The following is a 23,384-nucleotide window of genomic DNA, read 5'->3' as shown; positions in this document are numbered from 1 at the left end:
AAATGCTCACCGCATCTTCACCGATGAGATGGCATCTTTGGAATAGTAATTTCTTCCATTTCAACCTTCTCATCTCATGAAAAATCTGGCAATTGTGGCCGCGCTGGCCATCGTTTGCGCTCCGGCTTTCGCCCAGGGAGTGAAAACTGAAACCAAAGCCGAGAAGAAGACCGAAAAGGCTACCGACGGCACTTTGAAAACGACCCAAAAGGAAACCCGCACTACCAAGGCGGCTCCTAAGGCCCACACAGCCCACATGGCTCACAAGATGCACAGCAGCAAGCGGGCGGCGATGTAGCCCCACGAGGCCGGAAGTGCCGCTTCTCTTTTCAGGAAGAGGAGCGGCACTTTTTTATGCGGGCACTTTCCCGCTGCTTTCCGCATTCTACCGTATAAGGCCCCAACTACATTCGCTTTCCTTTTTGACTTTCGATCATGAAAAAGATATTTCTGCTAGCCGCCGCCTTTGCTTTCACCACGGCCGCCGCTTCTGCCCAGACCACCCAAACCACTACCACCACCGAAGACCGCACCAAAGCCGGTGAAGTCATCCACGACGCCAAGGAAGGCACCGAGCACGCCGCGCAGGTAACCGGCAACGCCGTGGAAACCGGCGCTGAGAAAACCGGCCACGCCGTGAAGAAGGGTGCCCGCGCAACCGGCGACGCCGTAGAAACCGGCGCTCAGGCAACCGGCAACTTCGCCACGAAAGCCGCAAAGAAGACGGCCCGCGCCGCTAAAAAGGCCGCCCGCGCCACGAAAAAGGCCGGTAAAGCCGTCAAAAACAAAGCCGTAGACGTCGTCAACTAAATTGGCTCCAGCATTTCACACAAAAAAGAGCTTGCCCAGAAGGCAAGCTCTTTTTTTACGCCCACAATCAGCGAACCAGAGGACGGCGAAGCTGCAGCGCAACCAGCCGGCGAAAACCACTGATCAGAGGATGAACACGGCGTTGCCGAACAGCAGCTTACCGCCCTGCCAGAAAGCCCGGAACAGTGGATTGTCGGCCAGATACACGATTTGGCCACGGCCCAGGTCCTGGGTACCGAGCACGAAGGTATCGGTGAGGCCGAGGCGGGTGCGGCGGCCGGCGAAACCGGCGGCGTAGCTGTCCTTTTTGAGCACGCCCACGTTCCAGCCGCCCTCGGGCAGGAACTTGTAATTGGGCACCTCGCGGAGCAGGGCAAAGTACGTGTTGCCGTAGCCAAAGGCCAGCGGGTGCGTATTATCAAGCTGAACCCGGAACACGCTGCCCTGCACCCGCTCGCCGATGCTCTCACGCTCGGCGTCGGCATAGCGGCGCAGAGCCGTGTAGGGGTCTTTTTTGCGGGCCGCGGCGGTGGCCGTCGAGTCGGCGGAGGGCTTGGTTTTGAGCAGCAGGTCCTTCTGGCCGGCCAGGAAACGCGAGGCGCCTTCGAGGGCAATGAGGTGGCCACCGGCGCGTACCCAGGTTTTCACGGAAGCCAGCGTTTTCTCGTTCAGCACGTCGTCGTAGCGGCCATCGGGCAGGATGAGCACGTCAAACTTGCTGAGCGGCACGCTGCCGAAATAATCGGTGCCGAGCACCGTGACGGGGTAGCCTACCTGCTGCTCGAAGAAATGCCAGACTTCGCCAAAGGCCGTGGCATCGACGCCCGGCCCGGCCAGCACGGCTACGTTGGGCATTTTGAGGGGCCGCACCGAGCGCGAGCCCAGGTCGCCGCCGGTGGTGGAGAGCCCCGACTGCACCGCCTGCACCAGCACGCCCGCCGAATCGGCTTGGGCGCGCACCAGCTGATCGAGGCGGGCCCCCAGCCGCTCGTTGCCAGTGCGGGCAATGATGAGCGTGCCGCGGCCGTACTTCTGGCCTTCGGTTTCAAACGGCTCCTCGGCCACCCGCAGCTTCACGCCCTGCTGCAACAGCCGGCTCAGGAAGCGCACATCCTGTAAGTTGTTCCAGCGGGCCAGGTAGGCGTAGGGCGCATTGTTGGTTGTCAGTTGCTGGTTGTCAGTTGTTGGTTGTCGGTTATTGGTTGTCAGTTTGTTCCGGTTATTCTCACTGACAACTGACAACTGTCCACTGACAACTGAATTGGCAACTGACAACTGCCCCTTCAGCGCGTAGCCGTTCAGCCCGAAGGCGTAGGGCAAGGACCAGGCGGTGAGGTCGTAGGTGAGCGAGTCTTCGAGCTGGGCCTGGGGCTCGAACAGCACTTTCACGAGCGTCGATTTGGGCTGGTACATGCTAATGACCACGTCCTGGGGCTCGATTTGCACGGTTTCGGTTTTGCCAGTGGCGTAGTTGTAGCCGGCCTGGCGGCTGCGCTTGGCGGCAAAACCGTAGCTGATTTGCTGGCGGTCGAGGTACTGCGTGAGGGCCCGCACCTGGCCGGGGTCGGAGGAGCCGGCCAGCACGTACGACTTGTACTCGCCCTTAGGCTTGGTGCGGGCGTCGTCGTAGAACTTGCGGAACTCGCGGGTCAGGTCCTGGTGGCGCGCGGCGGCGGCCTGCAGCGTGGCCAGGCTGGTGGCGTGGTGGTGGGCAATGCGCTGGCTCAGGGTGAGCGTGTCGCCGTCGGATTTGACGTAGGCAATGCCGGCCACGCCGCCGCCGCCCTGCTCGTAGGTTACGCCAATGGCGCCGTTGAAGCTGGGCCAGGTGTCGCCGTAGAAGGGCGCGAACAAGTCGTAGGTTTCGCGGGTGAAGTAGAGCCAGTTGTTCTTATCGAACACCCGGCGGTTGTAGTCGCCGATGATGTCCTGAAACTGCCGCTGCCAGGCTGTAAGGTCGGCGTGGAAGGGCTTGGCGGCGGGCGAGAAGTAGTAGGGGTTGTTGGGGCCCATCTCGTGGAAGTCGGCGTGCACCTGGGGCAGCCACTGGTTGTAAACGGCAATGCGCTGGCGGCTTTCCTGCTGGGTCTGCCAGGCCCAGTCGCGGTTGAGGTCGAAGTAATAGTGGTTGTAGCGGCCGCCGGGCCAGGGCTCCCGGTGCTCCCAGCTCAGGGGCGAGGCGTTGGGCTGCTGGTTGGCCACGCGGTTGTACCACTGCGCGTACCGGTCGCGTCCGTCGGGGTTCACGCAGGGGTCGATGATGACGACCAGATTCTGCAGATAGCCCTGCGCCGTAGTGTTAGCCGGGTCAGCCAGGTCGTAGAGCACCTGCATCACGGCCTCCGACGACACCGCCTCGTTGCCGTGCACGTTGTAGCTGAGCCAGACCACGGCCGGCGTAGCGCCTTTCACGGCCCCGGTTTCGAGGCCCGCCAGCCGCAGGTTGTCGCGCCGGATATCGTCGAGGCGCGCTAGGTTGGCAGCTGAGGCAATGTAGACCAGCTCCAGCGGGCGGTTTTCGTAGGTGCTGCCGTAGCGCTCCAGCCGCATCTGGCCGGGGCTGTGGGCCGCCACGTGGGCCACGTAGCGCAGCAGCTCGGCGTGGGGCGTGAAGCGGGCGCCCAGCTCATAACCCAGAAACTGGGCGGGCGTTAGCAGCGGGCCATCGGCCGGGCCGGTCAGCGGGTTGGGAAAGGCCGCGGTGGCCGGAGTCGGCGTTTGGGCCAGGGCGCTGAAGCAGGACATTAGCCCCAGTAGCAACAGGCTTAGGATGCGCAGGGTAGCGTTTTTCATCAGGCAGCGGAAGTAAAGCGGGAGGGCGAAGGGATTGTGGCTCAAAGAAAGCATATTTGAGCAGGCCAGCGGCGCAACATTGGCCGCTAAGCAGCATCTTTCACTACAGATCAGTGGCTGAAAAGCCAGCTACCAATCCACCTGCTCCTACCTTATCCACCAAATTCCACCCACCATGCCCCACTCCTACCTCCGCCCCGCCGTACTGGCGGCGCTGCTCTCGGCCGGCTGTTTCGCGGCCCAGGCCCAGCAGCCGGTCTCGTACCCACTGCCTTCCGACGCCGACAAGCAGCAGATGGCCCAGGTGCTGGCCGATACGCTCTATATCCAGCAGCACTACACCAAAACCGAGTACCAGATACCCATGCGCGACGGCGTGAAGCTCTACACCATCGTGTACGCGCCCAACGACGCCGACAAGGTGCGCTACCCCATTATGCTCAATCGTACGCCTTACGCGGTGGGGCCCTACGGCGCGGGCAAGTACAAGAAGAGCCTCGGTCCCAGCTCCACGATGATGCGCGAGGGCTACATTTTCGCCTACCAGGACGTGCGCGGCCGCTACATGTCGGAGGGCACGTTCGTGGATATGCGGCCCGAGAAGGACAACCCCAAAGGCAAAAACGATATTGACGAGGGCACCGATACGTTTGATACCATCGAGTGGCTGGTGAAGAAGGGCCCCAGGAACAACGGCCGGGTGGGCCAGTGGGGCATCAGCTACCCCGGTTTCTATACCGCCACCGGCCTGCTCAGCCGCCATTCGGCCCTCAAGGCCTCCTCACCCCAGGCCCCGATTGCCGACTGGTTCTGGGACGATTTCCACCACAACGGTGCCTTCTTTCTGCCCCACGCCTTCAACTTTCTGGCCTCGTTCGGCCTGCCCCGGCCCGCGCCCACGCCCACCGGCAACCCCGGCTTCAAGCACGGCACGCCCGACGGCTACGACTTTTTTATGAAGCTGGGCCCGCTCAAGAATGCCGATGCCCGCTACTACAAGGGCCAGGTGGCGTTCTGGAACGAGATGATGGCCCACCCCAACTACGACGAGTTCTGGCAGGCCCGCAACCTGCGGCCCCACCTCAAAAACCTGAACAAGCAAACCGCCGTGCTCACCGTGGGCGGCTTCAACGACGCCGAAGATTTGTTCGGGGCGCTCAACATCTACAAGAGCATCGAGCAGCAGAACCCGGGCATGCAGAACGGTCTGGTGATGGGGCCTTGGGTGCACGGCGGCTGGGCCCGCGGCACCGGCGAGCTGGTGGGCAACGTGACCTACGGCGAGTCGCCCTCGCTGTATTACCAGAAGGAAATTGAGGCGCCGTTTTTCAAGGCCTACCTCAAGGACAACAAGAAGCCCAACGTGCCCGAGGCCACCGTGTTTGAGGGCGGCACCAACCAGTGGCGCACCTTCGACGCCTGGCCGCCCAAGCAAGCCCGGGAGCGTACGATGTACTTCCAGGCCGACGGCAAACTCGGCTTTGAGGCGCCAACTGCGTCCGGCAGCGCCGAATTCGACCAGTACCTGAGCGACCCGGCCCACCCGGTGCCGTCGAACGAGGGCATGGCCACGGGCATGACCCGCGAGTACATGACCGACGACCAGCGCTTCGCCAGCCGCCGCCCCGACGTGCTCACCTACCAAACCGACGTGCTGACCGACGACCTGACCCTGGCCGGCCCCATCGAGGCCCTGCTGCAAGTGGCTACCACCGGCACCGACGCCGACTGGGTGGTGAAAATCATCGATGTGTACCCCAACGATACGCCCGACAACCCGCGCCTGAACCCCGCGGTGAAGCTGGGCGGCTACCAGCAGATGGTGCGCTCGGAGGTGATGCGCGGTCGGTTCCGCAACAGCTTCAGCCAGCCCGAGGCCTTCGTGCCGAACCAGGTAACGGCCGTGCCCTTCACGGTGCAGGACCTGTGCCACACCTTCCGTAAGGGCCACCGCCTGATGGTGCAGGTGCAAAGCAGCTGGTTCCCGATGGTCGACCGCAACCCCCAGACCTTTGTGCCCAACATCAACGAAGCCGACGAAAAGGATTTCCAGACGGCTACCCACCGCCTCTACCACTCGCCCCAAAAGGCCTCGCAGCTGAAAGTGCGGGTGCTTTAGGTTAGTATTGAGTAGTGGGTATTGCGTAATGAGATGACGTTTAACGGTATAGCCCTTATATGGCACCGTTAAACGTCATCTCATTACGCAATACCCACTACTCAATACTAACTCACAGCCTGCCGATGTTGCCGTAGTCAGGCTCGGGGATTTGGTGGCGCAGGTCGTGCTTGACTTTTTCGACTACGCCACGGCCGAACAGGCTGATGCCGGCGTTTACAACGAGCAGGGCCGCCGTACCGGCCGAAACCCATTCGGCGGTCGATTCGCGGCGGCGTTTTTTGTCGGCGGCCCACTGCACCAGGCAGGTACCCAGACCAATTGTGAGGAGGCCGGCCGGGGCGAAGGCCAGCCATTTTTCTTTGTGCGTCATGATCGAGCTACAAGTGCGGGGTTGAACGGAACGAGCGGGAATCCGCTAAGATAACCGGCCCGCCGGCTTTTTGACTACTGCCGCTTCTGTAATCGTACCTTCGCGGGCTAAGGTTCCCTTATTCTGCCTGAACTGCCGGCCCGCACCGCTCCGGCGCAGCCCCTACTTCCGATGCCCGCCTCTCCTTACCAACGCCTGCTCGAACTGGCCTTTGCCGCCGACCCAGCCGCCGCCGACCGCTACCTCACCCCCACCACCCGCGAGGCCTACCACGCCTTCGGGCAGGCCGCTCCCGCCGACCTGGCCTACCGCTTCGAGCGGGTGCGGCTGGGCGTGGCGCTGGCGCTGCTGCGGCTGCTGGCCGAGCTGGGCGACATGGACGAAGCCCGCCAGGTGCTCGACGTACTGAAAAACGCGCTACAGGCCCCCTCCGTAGCCGGCATCGACAAGGCCATGCAGAAGGGCGCCACCACCTTCGACCGCCTCTACGCCAACCTCTACGTAAACGAAGACGGCGAGCAGGTGCTGCACCTGTTCGAGCGCACCCTCGACGCCGACACCCAACGCCTTATGGACGACGTTATCGAGGAAGCGCTTCAGCTGGTTCCAACGCTGGATTTCAGTCGGGACGAAGATGACGATGACGAATAACCGGACTACCTCAACAAGCAAAAAGCCCGTTCCGACACCGGAACGGGCTTTTTAGTGTGCCATATAACTCAGCAAGGCTAGTAGCCCGGGTTCTGAGCCAGGTTGGGGTTGATGTTGATATCGTGCTGCGGAATAGGCAGTATCAGCAGCGGATCGGAGCTGAGTACGGCGGGTACGGCCGGCTCGTCGTCGGTAGCTGGCTGAGCGGGCACAATAACGGCATTGGTGCGCTTGAGGTCGTAAATATGGAAACCCTCGAAAGCCAGCTCCAGTTGCCGCTCATTGAGCACATCCTGGACGGTAACCGTTCCAAAAAGCGGATTATTCACCTTCTTATCTCCTACCGTTATCTTTTCAGGATTAAGGGTATCGGCCTGAGAGCGGAGACGAATAGTATTTACATCTTGCCAGGGCGTAGCCCCGACTGTGCTGCCCAACCGCTTATTTGTTTCGGCCCGGATCAGGTACATCTCGGCCAGCCGGATAACCGGAATATTCTGGCCATAGGCGCGGTATTTAAGCGTGCGCAGGCGGCCGGGCCGGGCGCCGTCGCCCTTATAGATAAGCTTTTTGGTGGCTGAAGCGGGCAGGTTATCGGTGCCGCGGGCATCGGTGGGGCCGTAGCGGTTGGCAAAGGCCGGCAGTATCTGCACATCGCCCCGGCCCAGGCCCCCGTCGCTGGCGAAATAGGTGGCCAGGCCGTCGTTGGCCGAGCCGGCGTTGTTCTGGTCGTTCTGCTGAATCTCGAACAGCGTTTCCGAGCCGTTGCGGTTGGCGAATACCGAGGCCACCGAGCCCGCCAACGATTTATTGCTGGACTTGATAACGCCATCGGCGTAGCTCAGTGCCTGGGGGTAGTTGCCTTGCTGCAGATACACCCGCGCCAGCAGGGCCTGGGCCGTGTACTTGGTGGCGCGCGTGCCGTTGGTGGCGGGCAGCTTGTCGGCAGCGGCCTTCAGATCAGCAATTACCTGCTGGTATACCTCCTCCACCGACGCCCGGGGCAGGTTCACAGTAGCCTCTTCCAGCGTACGGTTGGGCACCAGATTGATGGGCACGCCCGGCTGGGTGTTTCCTCCACCAGCCTTGTATTGCTGGGCATACAGGCGCACCAGCTCGAAATACATGTCGCCCCGAATGAACAGCGCTTCGCCCTCATATTGGGCCCGCAGCTCTTCATCCGTTACCACCGGCAGGGCATCAATTACCAGGTTGGCCTGGTTGATGGCCTCATAGGCGCGGGCCCACACCAGGGCCGCGTTGGAAAGCAGCGAATTCTGGGTGCGGTTGGCAATCTGGCGGTAGTTCTGGAACGAGCCCTGCCAGAATATATACCCGTCGCCGCCAATCAGCTCGGGCAGCAAAATCAGGTCGGTGCCGTAGAGGCGGGGGTCGTCGAGTTTGGCGTAGATGCCGACCACGGCTCCTCCCACTTTTTCGGGCGTGGTCAGGGCCACACTTGAGTCGATACCTTGTTGGGGCTGAATCTCCAGCGAATCTTTGCAGCTGGTCAGGCCCTGGCTGAGTCCCAGAAGCAGGACGGCAGGCCACAATAGTGTCTTTTTCATATCAGCAGAAGTCAAAGATTACAGGCCCAGGTTTACGCCTACCAGGAACGTCTTCGCCAGCGGCGGCGTGTAGAAATCGTGGCCGAGCACCGTATTTTGGTTGTACAGACCCGAAATTACCTCGGGGTCGTAGCCGGTATAGTTGGTGAAGGTGGCCAGGTTCTGAGCCGTTACGTACACGCGGGCCGTTTGCAGAAAGCCGCGCTTTGCCAGGGAAGCCGGCAGGTTGTAGCCCAGGGTGATGTTTTTGATGCGGAAAAACGAGCCACTCTGAATCCAGCGCGACGAGGTTCCGGTACCATTGCTTTCCAGGAAACGGGCCTGGGGCACACTGGTAACGTCGCCTTTCTTCTGCCAGCGCTGCAGCTGATCCACGGTCTGGTTGTCGAGGAAGTCGCCGTTCACCGACTGGTAAACGCCGGCGCCGTTGTACAGGTCGTTGCCGTAGGTAAACTGCCCGAGGGCGCTTAAATCGAAGCCTTTGAAGGAGGCTGTCGTGTTCACGCCGCCCGTATACTTAGGGTTGGGGTTGCCCAGTTTCTGGTTGGGCGCGGCGGCGTAGCTGTTGGTTGTGCTGCCATCGGCGTTGTAGTAGAGGGCGTCGCCGTTTTCGGGGTCTACGCCGGCATACTTCTTACCCCAGAATACGCCAATGGGCTCGCCCTGGCGCACCTGGCTGAGCGTATTGCCCCCCGGAATAATAGGCTGAGGCAGGCTGGTAATTTCGTTGCGGTTGAAGGAGATGTTGCCGCCTACAGTCCACACCACGGGCCCCTCCAGAATGCGGCCGTTTATCGAAAACTCCAGGCCCCGGTTGCGCAGCTTACCCGTGTTTTCGGTGATAATGCTGTAGCCGCCGGTGTAGGGTACCTGCCGGTTGAGCAGCAGACCGGTGGTTTTCTTCTCGTAGATGTCGAACTCGCCCGAAATACGGTTATTAAACAGCGCATAGTCCAGGCCGATATCGGCCTGCTTGGTGGTCTCCCAGGTCAGATCGGGGTTGCCCAGCACGTTGCTCGGGCCCGTACCCGACTGGTCGGCGTAGGGCAGGGCGCCAAACAGGGAGCGGGACGAGAAGTTGCCGATTTCGGCGTTGCCGGTCTGCCCGTAGCTGGCGCGCACCTTCAGGAGACTAAGCACGGCGTTGTCTTTGAGGAAGCTTTCCTCAGTCAGCACGTAGCCTACCGAGCCGGCGCCAAACACGCCGTACTTGTTGTTGGCTCCGAAGCGCGACGAACCATCGCGCCGGACGCTACCCGAGAGCAGGAACTTGTTGAGGAAGCTGTAGTTGAGCCGCCCAAAGAAGGAGCTAAACGAAAAGCCCGTCCCGAACGACTGGTTGCCCCCGGTTTTCACGGCCGCACTGGCAATGCGCGTAAACTCCGAGGTAGGAAAGCCCCGCCCTTCAGCGGCCGTCAGCTTGGTATCGGAGCGCTGGTAAGAGTAGCCGGCCAGGGCCTCGAACCGGTGGTTTTCGTTGAGCGTGTAGGTATAGTTTGCCGTGTTGTTGGTGGTGTAGTTGACCGTCTGGGTCTGGGCGTTGTAGGCAAAGCCGGTAGCGCCGCCGTCCTGGGTGCCGGCGCCGCGCACCAGGTCTTCGTTCAGGTTCAGAAAGTCGCTGCCGACCTCCGTGCGCAGTACCAGGCCCTTCACTGGTTGCCAGTTGAGGAACACATTGTTGAACGAGCGGTAGTTGCCGGCCCGGTTGCTGCCCAACGACTGGTCGAGCAGGTTGTTGTAGTAGAGCGTGTTGGTGTTCAGCTCGCGGGTATCGGGGTCGTAGACGGGTTGCAGGGGCGGCAGGGCGTTGAGCTGCAGCGGGTTCGAGAAGGCATTGTCGTCCGACGTCCGGTCGTTTACCGAGCGGGTCAGCGAGAGGTTGACGCCCACTTTCACCTTTTCCGAAATACTGTGGTCGAGGTTGAGGCGCAGGCTGCCGCGGCGGTAGCGGTTGCCGATGATGATGCCCTTCTGATCGTTGAACGTCCCGCTGAGGTAGAAGCGCGTTTTGGCGTCGCCACCGCTCACGCTCACATCGTACTGGCTCACCGCGCCATGGTCGCGGAAGGCCTGGTCGCCCCAGTTCGTATCGTAGGGCGCATTGAAATCGATGCCGCCGTAGTCGGCAAACACGCTGGCCACATCCGGGTACTGGGTGTTGGGGTCGGGCCCTACCAGCCCCACGTTGGTAATGGCTTCGCTGAACAGCTCTTTGTACTGCGCCGAGTTCAGGAATTTGCGCTGGCGGGTGGGCGTGCTGGTGCCCACGTAGTAGCCCACGTTCACCTTGGTTTTGCCCTGGCGGCCCTGCTTGGTAGTAATCAGAATAACGCCATTCGAAGCCCGCGAACCGTAGATGGCCGACGAGGCGGCGTCCTTCAGAATCGTGATGCTCTCGATGTCGTTGGGGTTGAGGTCGGCAATCGGGTTCACCGGGTCGCCGTTGGCCTGCGAGTCGTCCTGCGACGTGACGGGGATGTTGTCAATCACGTACAGCGGCTGGTTGGAGGCCGTTACCGAGGCCGAGCCGCGCACCCGGATCTGCACGCCCGCGCCCAGCTTGCCCGAGCCCTGGCTGATGGCCACACCCGGCGTACGCCCCTGGATGGCCTGCTCGAAGCTAACCACCGGCTGGTTTTCCACGTCGCGGGCAGACAGCTGCGTTACCGCCCCCGTCAGCTCGGCCTTGGCCTGGGTTCCGTACCCCACTACCACCGCTTCCGATAGTTGCGTGGCGTTGCTTTTCAGGCTGACGTCGAGGCTGCTGCGGCTGCCCACCACAATGGTCTGGCTATCGAAGCCGATAGAGCTTATCACCAGCGTTGCGCCGGGCTGCACGGCCAGCGAGAAGCTGCCATCCACGCCCGAGCTGGTACCATTGGTAGTACCCTGCTCCAGCACCGTAACGCCCGGCAGCCCGGCCCCGGAGGCATCGGTTATGCGCCCGTTTACGGTGCGGGTTTGGCCGAAAGCCGTGGTGGCCATCAGCAGACTACCCGCGAGGGGCAGTAAATAGTTTTTTTTCATACATGATGACTCTTTGCAGAATCTGGCTGGAGTGAAAAAAAACAAGCCGCCGGTTAAGCAGGAGCGGAAACTAGACCCGCTAAACGAACCGTAAAACAGGACCACTGCAATAGCCCCACGAAGTATATCGGCTTGCTACGATTCTACAATTTGCAACGGCAACTACGAGTTATGCAACTATTCATCAATTTTCTTATTTGACAGGGCCTTTATCCCCCAATTCTTACCTTTACTACCAGGGCCCGCCAACTGGTGCGGGCTGTCATTTTTGCTGCTTACTTAATGCCCGATATTCAGTTTATCACGGACGCGGCGGCCGTGGCCGAAGCCGCCCGCGTACTCCACCAAAGCCCCCGCATTGCCCTCGACCTGGAGTTCGACGACATGCGCCACCGCTACGGCCGCCACCTGGCCCTGATTCAGGTGTTCGACGGCCACACTGTTTACCTGATTGACCCCCTGGAGCTCGAAAACGAGGCCCAGGACCTGGAACCGCTCTGGGGCGTGCTGCGCGACCCGGCCATTACGACGGTGTTCCACAGCTGCAAGTCCGACATTCTGCTGCTCGATGAGCTCTACGGCGTACACGTGCGCAACATTGTGGATACCAGCGTGCAGCACACGCTGCTGGCCGAGGCCGACAACAACATCTCACTGGGCCGCCTGATTCAGGAAGAGCTGGGGCTGGAAGTGGATAAGGGCGAGCAGAAATCGAACTGGCTCAAGCGCCCGCTCACCGAAGCGCAGAAGCAGTACGCGGCCAACGACGTGCTGTATTTGTTTGAGCTCACCGACCGGCTCAGCGCCAAGCTGGCCGCCCTGGGCCGCACGGCCTGGGCCGAGCAGGAAAACGAGGCTCTCGAAGCCGTGCGCTACACTCGCGACGAGCGGCCCTACATGCGCCTGGCGGGCAAATACCGCATTCAGTCCGATGAGCTGCCGCTGTTCCGCGACCTGTTTCTGCTACGCGATGAGGTAGCCCGCCACATCGACCGGCCCTCGTACATGATTGCCAGCAACGACCGGCTGGCCGAGCTCACGCGCCTACCCGTTACGAGCACCGGCCACCTGCGCAACGCCAACGGCCTGCACCCCGAGCTCAAGCGCGGCACCTTCGCCGACCGCCTCGTGGCCCTGAGCCAGGAAGACCGCGCCCCCGAGCCGCCCCTGCCCGCCGACCGCCGCGGCTTCCCCTCGCGCCGCCGCCTGAGCGGGGCCAAAGCCGCCGAGGCCGACGCCCGCGAAGCCCTGCTGACCACGCTCAAAACCAACGTTGCCGCCGACCATAGCCCCATCATGGCCAACCTCGTGCTCAGCAACCGTCTCATCACCGACATCATCGAGCAGGGCGCCGACCAGGTGTTGCGCCCCTGGCAGCACCAGCTGCTCGCCGAAACCGCCCAGAAGCACAACCTGGACTTTGCACGCGTAGCCGGGCCGTTTGAGCGGTGAGTTGATAAACCTGTGAGACAGCGAGGCTATAAACCGTCTGTCATTCTTCGCTCCGCTCAGAATGACAGGCTGTTTACTGCTTATTTCAACTTCTCGTTGTTCTTGTGCCGGGTGGCGTCGCGCTGGGTTTTCTTGGCCAGGTTGCGGTGCAGGGCGGCGGTGAGGTCGATGCCGGTTTGGTTGGCCAGGCAGATGACCACGAACAGCACGTCGGCCAGCTCGTCGGCCAGCACCTTGTCTTTGTCGGATTCCTTGAACGACTGCTCGCCGTACTGCCGGGCAATGATGCGGGCTACCTCGCCCACTTCCTCCGTGAGCATGGCCATGTTGGTCAGCTCGTTGAAGTACCGCACGCCGGTAGTCTTAATCCACGCATCTACGGTTTGCTGGGCTTCTTCGATAGTCATGGATTAGTGAGTTTGCGGGGTGATAGAGGGAAATTTGGCTTATGCTAGCTGTCGAGTACCATGGTTACCGGGCCGTCGTTGAGCAGCTCTACCTGCATATCGGCCCCAAACTCGCCGGTAGCTACGGGTCGGCCCAGCAACCCGGCCACTAGGACCACAAACTGCTCGTAGAGGGGCACGGCCAGCGGCGGCGGAGCCGCTCCGATGTAGCTCGGGCGGTTGCCCTTGCGCGTGTCGGCCAGCAGCGTAAACTGGCTCACAACCAGCACCTCACCACCCACGTCCTGCACCGAGCGGTTCATCTTGCCCTCGTCGTCGGCAAAAATGCGCAGCTGCACCATTTTGCGGGCCAGCCGGTCGAGGATGGCCGCGTCGTCGTCGGGGGCGAAACCGGCCAGCACGAGCAGGCCGGGGCCAATATGGCCGGTAACGCGGCCCTCCACGGTAACGCGGGCGTGGCGGACGCGCTGAAGTACTAGGCGCATGGAGTGGTGAGTGGTGAGTGGTGAGTAAAAGTACGCTGGTCATTGCGCATCTGGCGTACTTTTACGCGTCTTGCCCCAACCAGCGCCAGTTGAACAGCAAATCCACCATTTCGCCGGCTCTTTACCTCGCCTTCGCGCTCCTGCTGCTGGTGCCGGTGCGCCTGCACGGCCTCACCCAAATGGCCCTGCCCGATTTCGACTCGGTGCGCAACTGGCAGATTGTGCAGGAGGTAGCGGCCGGCGACCTGCGCCACCTGTTTCGGCACGCCAGCCCGCTGTTCATGCTGCTCTACGCCCCGGTGGCCTGGCTCACCGCTGATTATCGGGTGTTTCTGGTACTCAACGCCCTGCTGGCGCTGGTACCGATAGGGATGCTGGCGGCCTTTGTGGCCCGCGAAACCCGGCTGCCGGGCTGGCAAACCGGTCTGCTCACGCTGCTGATGGGTTCGGCCACCTTCCTTACGTTCGGCGGCCGCGACTTCACGATGAGCGCCGGCAGCCTGCTGTGCTTTGCCGGGCTGCAGGCCGCCTACTACCGGCGGCTGCAGCAGCCCGGCCCGGCCACCCTCTACCGGGCCACGCTCTGGCTGCTGCTGGGGCTGAGCTTCAACTACAAATTCCTGCTCACGCTCCCTATTCTGGCCGTGCTGGAATGGTGGCAGGCCGACGGCCTGCTCTGGCGGCGGGGCCATTGGTGGCGGGTGATTCTGCTGCTGGCCGCGCCTTTCACCCTGCTAAGCGCGGTAGGCTGGCTGGCGGGCTTGCCCTGGTACACCTGGGGAGCCGTGTACTACAGCGTGCTGTTTCCGGGAGCCGCCAATGCCGCCGGCCGCACCGCCAACCTGCACCCCGACCTGCTGTACTACTTCCGCTTCCTGCTCGATTTCGAGTCGTGGCTGGTGTGGGTAGGGCTGCTGGGGCCGCTGGGGCTGCTTTGGCTGCAGTGGCGGGCCGGGCGGCTTCGGCGGGGCCAGGCGCTGCCCTTCGAGTTGTACCTGGCCGTGTGGGGCTGGTGCCTGCTGGCGGGCATGTCGCTGCTGCTAAAAGCGCCGCGGGGCCTGCTGTGGGCCTACGGGCTCTGGTACACGCTGGGCCTGCTGATGCTGGCACGGCCCTGGCGCGGCCGGCGTCTGCCTGCCCCACTACTCGCCGCGCTGTTGCTGGCGGCGCTGGCGGGCAACTTCTACCGGCTGCAGCGCGAAGTGTACGCCTACATCCGGCCCACCAGCTACCCGGCCGTGGCCGCGTGGCTCACGGCCCATGGCGGCGGGCCCGTCGCCAGCACGGTAGGCCTGGGCCTCACTTCCTTCTACCCCGATACAGTGCAATCAGTAACGCGCGAGGCTGCCCTGCCTGCCCTGGCCCGCCGGGGCTACCGCTACGTGCTGCTCGATACTTATTGGCGCGTAACCAACGTGCAGCAGTTCGACTCGCTGCGCCGCCGCCCGCCATTGGCCGCCTGGCCCGAGCCGGCCCTCACCTCCCCCCTACTCTTCCTGGAGCACTCCGAGTTCACCGGCCTCAGCTACGAGCAAACCCTGCACCGGCAACAGCAGGCCCGCCAGGACACGGCCCAACTGCGGGTGTATGGTATAAGGTGAGATGGTGAGCGGTACTTACTCCTAACCTCACCGCTTTACGCCCAGGCTGTCCAGGCGGCGCTGGTAGCGGCGGGCGTTGCGCAGGTGTTCGGCGTAGGTTTCGGCGAAGTCGGAGAAGCCGCTGCCGTCGGGGCGGGCGACGAAGAACACGTAATTGTGGCGGGTGGGGCGCAGTACGGCGTCGAGGCTCTGGCGGTTGGCCGACGTGATGGGGCCGGGCGGCAGGCCTTTGTGCTTGTAGGTGTTGTAGGGCGAATCCACCAGCTTGTCCTTGTTGAGCACGCGCTTCACGCCGAAGTTGCCGATGGCCCAGAGCAGCGTGGGGTCGGCCTGCAGACGCATGCCTTTGCGCAGGCGGTTGAGGTAGGCGCCGGCAATAATCGGTTTGTCGGTGGGCTTGGCCGTTTCGCGCTGCACGATGCTGGCCAGCACGTGCACCTGGGTGGGCGAGAGGCCCAGCGAATCGGCCCGGCGGCGCCGCTCGGGCGTCCAGAACCGGGCGTGGGTGGCGGCGGCCGAGTCGAGCAGCTGCGGGGCCGAGGAGTTCCAGAGCAGGTGGTAAGGCCCCGGCAGAAACAGCGTGAGCACGGTGGTGGTATCGAGCTGGTAGCGGCGCTGCAGGTAGGCGTTGTCGTTCAGCAGGCGGCGCAGGCTCGCCGAGTCGGCCTCGAAGGCGCGGGCCAGCTGCCGGGCCAGCTGGGGCTTGTACTTGAAAGCGTTGAGCGTGAAGGCCACCGTGTCCTGCTCGCCGCGGGCCAGCATTTGCACCAGGGCGCGGTTGCCCATGCCGGGCCGCAGCTGGTAGCGCCCCGGCCGCACCTGCGCGGGGTAGTTCTGCCAGCGGGCTACCCGGTCAAACGTCTGCTCGTCCTGCAGCAGCTCGTAGTGGCGCAACGAATCGAGCACCGCCTCATAATCAGCCCCCGTAGCAATGTACAGGTAGGCCGGCCCGAAGGCCGACTCGCGCACGTTGGGCCGCTGCAGCAGCCACCACGCGGCGCCCAGCCCGGCCAGAATCAGCAGGCTGCAGGTCAACAGAACGATAAGCCAGGTTTTGCGCAAAGTGCAGAAGTGAGAGCGAGGTTATGGCGGATTGCAGTGCAAAGAAACAGTATTTGCACTGGGCCACGTCGGCCTGGGGCGAACAAAGAAGTCCTGCCTCCCCAGTGGGCGGCAGGACTTTCAGACTTCGTTGAAGTCGGCAGCCTTAGTTGAGCGAGGCCGAGTGCGCCTTCATGATCTGGCGGGCCTGGGCCAGGTTGGTGTCGCGCGAGTTCACGGCCAGGTAGATGAACTTCGAGCCGTCGGCCGACAGCTTGAGCAGGTGCAGCTGGTCGGTGAGCGTGAGCAGGATGTCCTGCACGGTCTGGTTCAGCTTCAGGGCCTGAATGGCTTTTAGCTTGGCCTTTACCACTTCGGTGTTGTAAGCGGCGGCCGTTTCAATGTCGAAATCGGCAATGTTGGCGTGCGAGGCCAGGGGCATACCGGTTTCGGTTTCCACTACGGCTACGGCCAGCAGCGTGGGCAGCTCGGCCATAATGCCCTGAACGGTGTCTTTAGCAGTTGACATTAGGTACTATGATAATGAGGTTGAAAAAAAGTTGATTCAAAAAAGGAGGTGCTTACTCCACGCACCGGCGCATGATGTCCTTGGCCAGGCCCAGGTTAGCGTCGGTGGTGCTCACGACCAGCAGGCAGTAGCGCTGCCCGTTGGCAAGCGGATACAGCAGGTGTAGCTGCTCGTCGAGCAAAACCGAAACATCGGTCAGGGGGCCACCGGGCCAGGCCCTGCGGGCCAGCGCTTCCTGCATAGAGCGCAAAGCCCGGGCGTAGCGCAGACTGACGTGGTTGGGGTTGTAGCTGTTGTGGGTGGTGTAGGAAGCAATGATTTTACCCGATTGCACATCCACTACGCAGCTCATCAGCAACTCCGGCAGCTCCCGCAGCAGCCCTTCCAGGATGGTGCTGGCCTGCCGGCCGGCCTCGTCGGGCACGGCTACCGTAATTTTCCGGACCTGTAGCCGGTTGAAAAAGGGGAAGTTCATGAACCCAGGGGAATGGGGCAGGTTTTTCTGCCTTTTCGACAGTTGAGCCTGCCAGCCAATACCGGCAGGCTTAGAAAAGCCACCAGCGGCGCTTGGCCTGCTCTTTGGCACGCGGCAGCAGCGTTACGTTGTGGGTGCCGACGCGGCCCCGCACGGCTACCTCTTCCTCGCTGTAGCCGGCGTAGCCGTACTGCAGCTCCGAGGCGCGGTTGGCCGGCACCAGCAGCGCGTAGTTGCCGTTGGCATCGGTGCTCGCGCCGCGCTTGTTTAGTTTATCGAGTACGGTGGCGCCAATCAGCGGGTGGCCATTCTCGTCCAGAATGCGGCCGCGCAGGGTGGTGAAGGCCACGGCGGCTTCAGCCCCAACCGGAGCAACTGCCGCGTCGAGGGTAGTCGGTACTTCGGTAGGCAGGTTATCGGTAGGCAGATTTTCGGTAGGCAGGTTGGTGCCGGCAAACACGGCGCCGCCAATCAGCAGGCCCACCAGGGCAATGCTGCCGGCGCGCTTGCGGAACCGGGCCGGCTCGGTCCGGATCAGCTCGAACTGCTGCTGCAGCCAGCCAACCGGCCGCACCTGGTGGCCTTCCATCTTCATGGTATAAAACCGCTGGAATGCGGCATCACCGTACTTGGGGTTGGCCTTTAGATAAGCATCAACCAGCTCGGTATTCTTGCCCGACAAGTCGCCGCGCAGATACGCGTCGCGGTGAGTGGGCAGCAGTTCGTTGGTGGCCGGATGGAAGGGGTGTGTGGTAAGCGGCATGCGTACAGGGTAAAGCGTAAAGGGTAAGCAAGGGCAGCCTGAAGCAGTGGCCAGGCCCGCTGCTTTTATCATTATGCCAATACAATATTACTCGACCGGGTAGGCGGGTCCTACAGATTTTCGACAGACTTCCCCTATCCCGCGGCCAACGGCTGTTCCTCCCCGTTGAAGCAATTTCGCCCTTTTCAGCCCTTTTTGCAGGCTTTTCGCTCCTTATCGCCCTGCTATTCTGCCAGATATAAGCGCATTTATGCGCTACGGACGAGCTTCACAGGCAGCCATCACTCAGCGCGCTATTCCCGTCGGCCCGGCTGGCCGTTCAGGCCTCGTTCACCAGCGCCGCTACGGCAGCCTGTAGCTCCTGCTGGCGCTGGCGCCGCTCCACTTCCAGCGGGGCGGCGGCGCGCACTTCGCAGTCGGGAATGGTGCACCGCTCGCAGGTTTCGTTTACTTCCTTGGTGATGATGGTGGGGTCGGTTACGAAGCGGATTTTCTGGCTCAGCGTCTCGTCGCAGAGCAGGCCTACCGTAACGCTCACGGCCGGCTCGGTGACGGTGCCGGCCCGCGCCAGCGTCAGGCACAGGTACTCGTCGCCGTTGGGGTAGCGCGAGCGTTGGGCCCCGAGCGTGTAGGCGGGGCCTTCGGCGGCCGGGGGCTGCTGGCGCAGCTCGGCCAGCAGGCGCACCGAAATCCAGCGGCGGCAGTAGTGCTCGTGCAGCTCGTTGCCGTGGGGGTTGTGCAGGCGCGAGAGGTGCAGCTCCTTGGTCAGGCGGTAGTCGGCCGAGGCGTTGGCCTGGTCGAAGCGCAGGAAAAACAGGCTTTGCAGCCCGAAATGGCGCGGCAGCAGGTTGGTGATTCGCTGCATGAACATCTCCGGCGACACGTCGTAGCGCGTGAGCAGGGCCAGCAGCGCGGCCGGCTCCCAGGTGGGGGCCGCGAACAGGGCTGTCAGGTCGCGCACCAGCGTTTCCTCGTCCATGAGCAGGGCCCCGGCGAAGTAGGAGGCCTTGAAGTTGTTGAGCACCTCCTCAAAGGAGCGCACAGGAAACGAGGCATTCACGTAGGGCCGGTCTTTGAGGCCCAGGTAGTTGAAGGCCACCTCGCGGCCCAGCACGAAGCCCTCCTGCGCCCCGCTCAGGCCGGGCCGCAGCAGCAGCCGCCGCGGCTTGGGCTGAAACACCGACCGCAGCCGCCCCAGGTGGGCGTACTCGGCCAGTCCGCTCCTATCGAGCGTGTAGCCGTATTTTTCGGTGAGCACCCGCTCCAGCCCGCTCCGGTCGAAGGGCGCGGCGGTCAGGCCGTGCTCCACTACAAAAGTGCGGGCGTCCTGCTCCAGCTCCTCGAAGTAGTTGTCGTGCATCTCCTGAAAGGAGCGCAGCGCGGCCAGGAAGAAGTTTTCCTGGCGCATCTCGTAGTTGCGCGCGATTTCAAACAGCGTGCTGATGAAGGCATTCATCTTGGCCGGCGCGTTGGCAATCAGCTCCACGATGCGCAGCGGGTCGAGCCCGAACATCTCCAGCGGAAACTCCTTGAGCAAATCCGACTGGAGCAGCTCCGAAATAGGCTCCAGCCGCCGGCTCAGCGTCAGCGACACGAGCTGGTCGTAGCTCACGCCCAGCACCTTGCTCAAACTCAGAATCTTGTCGGCCTTGGGGTACTTTTTGCCCTTCTCAATCTCGTTGAGGTAAGACACCGACACATCGCAGGCCCGCGCCATCTCGGCGGGCGTCAGGCCCCGCTCCTGCCGCAGTTCGCGCAGCTTCAGGCCAAAAATCAAGCGAACAACCTGGCCGTGGCTCAGCATAGGTGAGGTGGTGAAATGGTGAGGTGGTGAGTTGATGGTGCGGAGCCTGGCGGCGCGAATGGTGCCTGACCGGGGCCCGATGGCTGGAGCGAGCAGCTCCGGGCTTGTTGGAAGCGGTTGTTCATGTTGGCTTCGCCACGGATTTACGGGCTGCAAGACCGCAAATCTACGGTTTTGTGAGGCATCAGAAAAATTAGCGAATTTTCGCTTGTTTGATAAAATTCGCTTTTCTACATTTGATGCACTGCCCCCGGGCAGCTTTCCTATCGTCTACTTCAACCCCGTCGTGCATGTCGCCTTTCGCCGAGCCCCAGACCCTGGCCCCCACCTACCGCACCCCCGAGCGGGTGCGGGTAACGGGCGAATACTCGCCCGCCTACGCCGAAATCCTGACGCCCTCGGCCCTGGCCTTCGTGGCCGAGCTGCACCGCCGCTTCGAGCCCACCCGCCGGGCGCTGCTGCTGCGGCGCCAGGAGCGGCAGCAGCGGCTGGCCGCCGGCGAGGCCTTTGATTTTCTGCCCGAAACCAGGCTGCTGCGCGAAAAGCCTTGGACCGTGGCCCCGCTGCCCGCCGACCTGCTCGACCGGCGGGTGGAAATAACCGGCCCTACCGAGCGCAAAATGATTATCAACGCCCTCAACTCGGGCGCCAAGGTGTTCATGGCCGACCTCGAAGACTCGACGGCCCCCACCTGGGCCAACGTGGTGGATGGCCAGCGCAACCTGCGCGACGCCGTGCGCCGCACCATCTCCATCAGCACGCCCCAGAAAGAGTACAAGCTCAACGAGCAAACCGCCGTGCTCATGGTGCGCCCCCGCGGCTGGCACCTGCTCGAAAAGCACGTGCTCGTGGACGGCGAGCCGGTCAGCGGCTCGCTGCTCGATTTCGGCCTCTACTTCTTCCACAACGCCCACGAGCTGTGCGCCCGCGGCACGGCCCCCTACTTCTACCTGCCCAAACTGGAGAGCCACCTCGAAGCCCGCCTCTGGAACGACGTGTTCGGCTTCGCGCAATGGTCCTTGAAACTGCCCAAATGCACCATCAAGGCCACGGTGCTGATTGAGACGCTGCCGGCGGCTTTCGAGCTGCACGAGATTCTGTGGGAGCTGCGCGAGCACTCGGCAGGCCTCAACTGCGGCCGCTGGGACTATATTTTCAGCTACATCAAGCGGCTGGGCCTCGGCGCCGAGCACCGCCTGCCCGACCGCGCCGCCGTGACCATGACGGTGCCCTTCATGAGCGCCTATTCGCAGCTGGTGGTGCAAACCTGCCACCGCCGCGGCGTGCACGCCATGGGCGGCATGGCGGCCCAGATTCCCATCAAAAACGACCCCGAAGCCAACGAGCTGGCCCTGGAGAAAGTCCGCCAGGACAAGGTGCGCGAGGCCCGCGCCGGCCACGACGGCACCTGGGTGGCCCACCCCGGCCTGGTGCCGGTAGCGCTGGCCGTGTTCGACGAGCTGATGCCCCAGCCCAACCAGATCGACAACAAGCGCGACGATGTGCAGGTAACGGCCCAGGACCTGGTAGCGGCCCCCACCGGCGACATCACCGAAGCCGGCCTGCGCGTCAACCTCGATGTGGCCGTGCGCTACCTCGAATCGTGGCTGCGGGGCAACGGCTGCGTGCCGATTCATAACCTGATGGAAGACGCCGCCACCGCCGAAATTTCGCGGGCCCAGGTGTGGCAGTGGCTGCACACGCCCGGCACCCAGCTGGCCGACGGCCGCGCCCTCACCACGGCGCTGTATCGCGAGCTACTGCCGGCCCAGCTCGAAGCCATCCGCCAGGAAATCGGCGACGCGGCCTACGCCGGCGGCAAGTACCTCGAAGCCGCCCGGCTCTTCGACCGGCTGGTGATGAGCGAGCAGTTCATCGAGTTCCTGACCCTGCCGGCCTACGAGCAGCTGGCGTAGGGGCGGGGCTTGCCCCGCCCGCCGTTGAACGATTCACAATCGGACCGTCCAACGGCGGGCGGGGGCAAGCCCCGCCCCTACGCCGGGCAACTTTCCCTTCAACTTTTCCGGGTTTCCCTCCCCGGGGCAAAACACTGCTTTTGCCCCATCCGGCCTCGCTTTGCCCATACTTTTCACTTTCCTCAACCCCTACCGCCATGAATAAGCAGCAACGCATTTCCGCCATTGAACAGGATTGGGACACGAATTCGCGCTGGCAAGGCATCGTCCGGCCCTACACCGCCGAGGACGTGCTCAAGCTGCGCGGCTCGGTGACCATTGAGTACTCGCTGGCCCGCAACGGCGCCGAGCGGCTGTGGCAGCTGCTGCACTCCGAGCAGTACGTGGCCGGGCTGGGGGCCCTCACCGGCAACCAGGCCGTACAGGAGGTGCAGGCCGGCCTCAACGCCATATACCTATCGGGCTGGCAGGTGGCGGCCGATGCCAACAACTCGGGCCAGATGTACCCCGACCAGAGCCTCTACCCCGCCGACTCGGTGCCGGCCGTGGTGCGCCGCATCAACAACGCCCTGCTGCGCGCCGACCAGATTCAGAGCGTATCGGGCGAGGGCGACGTGCATTGGCTGGTGCCCATTGTGGCCGATGCCGAGGCCGGTTTCGGGGGCAACCTGAACGCCTTTGAGCTGATGAAGATGATGATTGAGGCCGGCGCTGCTGGTGTGCATTTTGAAGACCAGCTGTCCTCAGCCAAGAAGTGCGGCCACCTCGGCGGCAAGGTGCTCGTGCCCACCCAGGAAGCCATCAACAAGCTGGTAGCCGCCCGCCTGGCCGCCGACGTGCTGGGCGTGCCCACGCTGGTAGTGGCCCGCACCGACGCCGACGCCGCCGACCTGCTCACCTCCGACATCGACCCGCGCGACCGTCCCTTTGTGCTCGAAGAGGCCGAGCGCACCTCGGAGGGCTTTTTCCGGGTACGCTGCGGCCTGGAGGCCGGCATTGCCCGCGGCCTGGCCTACGCCCCCTACGCCGACCTCATCTGGATGGAAACCTCGCACCCCGACCTGGAGCAGGCCCGCCAGTTCGCCCAGGCCATCCACGCCCGGTTCCCGGGCAAGCTGCTGGCCTACAACTGCTCGCCCTCGTTCAACTGGGCCGCCAAGCTCAGCGTAGCCGAAATGGAAACCTACCGCGAGGAGCTGGCCGCCATGGGCTACAAGTTCCAGTTCATCACCCTGGCCGGTTTCCACGCCCTCAACACCAGCATGTTCGAGCTGGCCGTGGCCTACCGCGAGCGGGGCATGGCGGGCTACTCGGAGTTGCAGGAGCGCGAGTTTGCCCTCCAGAAGAAGGGCTTCAGGGCCGTCAAGCACCAGAGCTTCGTGGGCACCGGCTACTTCGACGCCGTGCAGAACGTAGTAACCGCCGGCCTCGCCAGCACCGGCGCCCTGGTCGGCAGCACCGAGGAGGCGCAATTCAATAATCACTGATCACGGATGAGCACGGATTTTAGCGGATTTCACGGATTTTGTAGACGATTGAAAAAGGCCACCTCAGTTGAGGTGGCCTTTGT

Annotated in this window: 19 protein-coding genes; 8 read left to right on the top strand and 11 right to left on the bottom strand. The window is 63.0% G+C overall.

Features of this window, described 5'->3' with window-relative positions; all coding sequences use genetic code 11:
* Positions 1–76 precede the first annotated feature (76 nt).
* Together BMY67_RS04005 and BMY67_RS04000 are read left to right on the top strand one after the other, a co-directional pair.
* A complete protein-coding gene (locus BMY67_RS04005) occupies positions 77–298 on the top strand; it encodes a hypothetical protein (RefSeq protein WP_092768493.1) in 222 nt (73 codons plus the stop codon).
* Between the two features lie 137 nt (positions 299–435).
* Complete coding sequence (locus BMY67_RS04000; protein WP_092768491.1) at positions 436–810, top strand: hypothetical protein; 375 nt, start codon at positions 436–438, stop codon at positions 808–810.
* A gap of 123 nt (positions 811–933) precedes the next feature.
* Here the strand turns inward: BMY67_RS04000 and BMY67_RS03995 are convergent, their stop codons facing one another.
* Positions 934–3,603, bottom strand: coding sequence for a M14 family metallopeptidase (locus BMY67_RS03995; protein ID WP_092768489.1), 2,670 nt, complete (start codon positions 3,601–3,603; stop codon positions 934–936).
* 175 nt (positions 3,604–3,778) lie between these two features.
* Here BMY67_RS03995 and BMY67_RS03990 point away from each other — a divergent pair, with 175 nt between their 5' ends.
* A complete protein-coding gene (locus tag BMY67_RS03990) occupies positions 3,779–5,722 on the top strand; it encodes a CocE/NonD family hydrolase (RefSeq protein ID WP_092768487.1) in 1,944 nt (647 codons plus the stop codon).
* Between the two features lie 112 nt (positions 5,723–5,834).
* Here BMY67_RS03990 and BMY67_RS03985 read toward each other — a convergent pair whose 3' ends face one another.
* A complete protein-coding gene (locus tag BMY67_RS03985; protein ID WP_092768485.1) occupies positions 5,835–6,095 on the bottom strand; it encodes a hypothetical protein in 261 nt (86 codons plus the stop codon).
* A 171-nt stretch (positions 6,096–6,266) separates the two neighbouring features.
* Here BMY67_RS03985 and BMY67_RS03980 point away from each other — a divergent pair, with 171 nt between their 5' ends.
* Positions 6,267–6,746, top strand: a complete 480-nt coding sequence (locus tag BMY67_RS03980) for a hypothetical protein (protein WP_092768483.1) — start codon at positions 6,267–6,269, stop codon at positions 6,744–6,746.
* A 77-nt stretch (positions 6,747–6,823) separates the two neighbouring features.
* Here the strand turns inward: BMY67_RS03980 and BMY67_RS03975 are convergent, their stop codons facing one another.
* Together BMY67_RS03975 and BMY67_RS03970 are read right to left on the bottom strand one after the other, a co-directional pair.
* Positions 6,824–8,314 carry a RagB/SusD family nutrient uptake outer membrane protein gene (locus BMY67_RS03975; RefSeq protein ID WP_092768481.1) on the bottom strand — a complete coding sequence of 497 codons (1,491 nt, stop codon included), beginning with the start codon at positions 8,312–8,314 and terminating at the stop codon, positions 6,824–6,826.
* An 18-nt stretch (positions 8,315–8,332) separates the two neighbouring features.
* Entirely contained in the window at positions 8,333–11,341 is a 3,009-nt protein-coding gene (locus BMY67_RS03970) for a SusC/RagA family TonB-linked outer membrane protein (RefSeq protein WP_092768479.1), read from the bottom strand.
* Positions 11,342–11,623: 282 nt separating this feature from the next.
* Between BMY67_RS03970 and BMY67_RS03965 the strand changes: the two genes are divergently transcribed.
* A complete protein-coding gene (locus tag BMY67_RS03965; RefSeq protein WP_092768477.1) occupies positions 11,624–12,793 on the top strand; it encodes a ribonuclease D in 1,170 nt (389 codons plus the stop codon).
* 80 nt (positions 12,794–12,873) lie between these two features.
* Here the strand turns inward: BMY67_RS03965 and BMY67_RS03960 are convergent, their stop codons facing one another.
* The gene (locus tag BMY67_RS03960; protein WP_092768476.1) at positions 12,874–13,200 is read right to left on the bottom strand and encodes a nucleotide pyrophosphohydrolase; all 327 of its coding nucleotides are present in this window, start codon (positions 13,198–13,200) and stop codon (positions 12,874–12,876) included.
* 44 nt (positions 13,201–13,244) lie between these two features.
* Positions 13,245–13,685, bottom strand: coding sequence for a D-aminoacyl-tRNA deacylase (gene dtd, locus BMY67_RS03955; protein ID WP_092768474.1), 441 nt, complete (start codon positions 13,683–13,685; stop codon positions 13,245–13,247).
* Positions 13,686–13,774: 89 nt separating this feature from the next.
* Between dtd and BMY67_RS03950 the strand changes: the two genes are divergently transcribed.
* The gene (locus BMY67_RS03950) at positions 13,775–15,286 is read left to right on the top strand and encodes a hypothetical protein (protein ID WP_092768472.1); all 1,512 of its coding nucleotides are present in this window, start codon (positions 13,775–13,777) and stop codon (positions 15,284–15,286) included.
* A gap of 27 nt (positions 15,287–15,313) precedes the next feature.
* Here the strand turns inward: BMY67_RS03950 and mltG are convergent, their stop codons facing one another.
* From mltG to BMY67_RS03925, 5 genes are all read right to left on the bottom strand, one after another.
* Complete coding sequence (mltG, locus tag BMY67_RS03945) at positions 15,314–16,348, bottom strand: endolytic transglycosylase MltG (protein WP_092768470.1); 1,035 nt, start codon at positions 16,346–16,348, stop codon at positions 15,314–15,316.
* Between the two features lie 145 nt (positions 16,349–16,493).
* Positions 16,494–16,856 carry a hypothetical protein gene (locus BMY67_RS03940; protein ID WP_092768468.1) on the bottom strand — a complete coding sequence of 121 codons (363 nt, stop codon included), beginning with the start codon at positions 16,854–16,856 and terminating at the stop codon, positions 16,494–16,496.
* Positions 16,857–16,908: 52 nt separating this feature from the next.
* Positions 16,909–17,331, bottom strand: a complete 423-nt coding sequence (locus BMY67_RS03935; RefSeq protein ID WP_092768466.1) for a roadblock/LC7 domain-containing protein — start codon at positions 17,329–17,331, stop codon at positions 16,909–16,911.
* A gap of 70 nt (positions 17,332–17,401) precedes the next feature.
* Positions 17,402–18,094, bottom strand: coding sequence for a carboxypeptidase-like regulatory domain-containing protein (locus tag BMY67_RS03930; protein WP_177189677.1), 693 nt, complete (start codon positions 18,092–18,094; stop codon positions 17,402–17,404).
* A 319-nt stretch (positions 18,095–18,413) separates the two neighbouring features.
* Positions 18,414–19,898 (bottom strand): helix-turn-helix domain-containing protein, encoded by a 1,485-nt coding sequence (locus BMY67_RS03925; RefSeq protein ID WP_092768462.1) that lies wholly within the window; start codon positions 19,896–19,898, stop codon positions 18,414–18,416.
* Between the two features lie 290 nt (positions 19,899–20,188).
* Here BMY67_RS03925 and aceB point away from each other — a divergent pair, with 290 nt between their 5' ends.
* The gene (gene aceB / locus BMY67_RS03920) at positions 20,189–21,814 is read left to right on the top strand and encodes a malate synthase A (RefSeq protein ID WP_092768460.1); all 1,626 of its coding nucleotides are present in this window, start codon (positions 20,189–20,191) and stop codon (positions 21,812–21,814) included.
* A gap of 197 nt (positions 21,815–22,011) precedes the next feature.
* Positions 22,012–23,301, top strand: a complete 1,290-nt coding sequence (gene aceA / locus BMY67_RS03915) for an isocitrate lyase (RefSeq protein WP_092768458.1) — start codon at positions 22,012–22,014, stop codon at positions 23,299–23,301.
* Positions 23,302–23,384: the final 83 nt, after the last annotated feature.

The organism is Hymenobacter actinosclerus (genome assembly GCF_900111515.1).
Classification (GTDB): Bacteria; Bacteroidota; Bacteroidia; order Cytophagales; family Hymenobacteraceae; genus Hymenobacter; species Hymenobacter actinosclerus.
The sequence above is the reverse complement of the archived record's forward strand: the minus strand, read 5'-3'. Positions and strand labels throughout refer to the sequence as shown.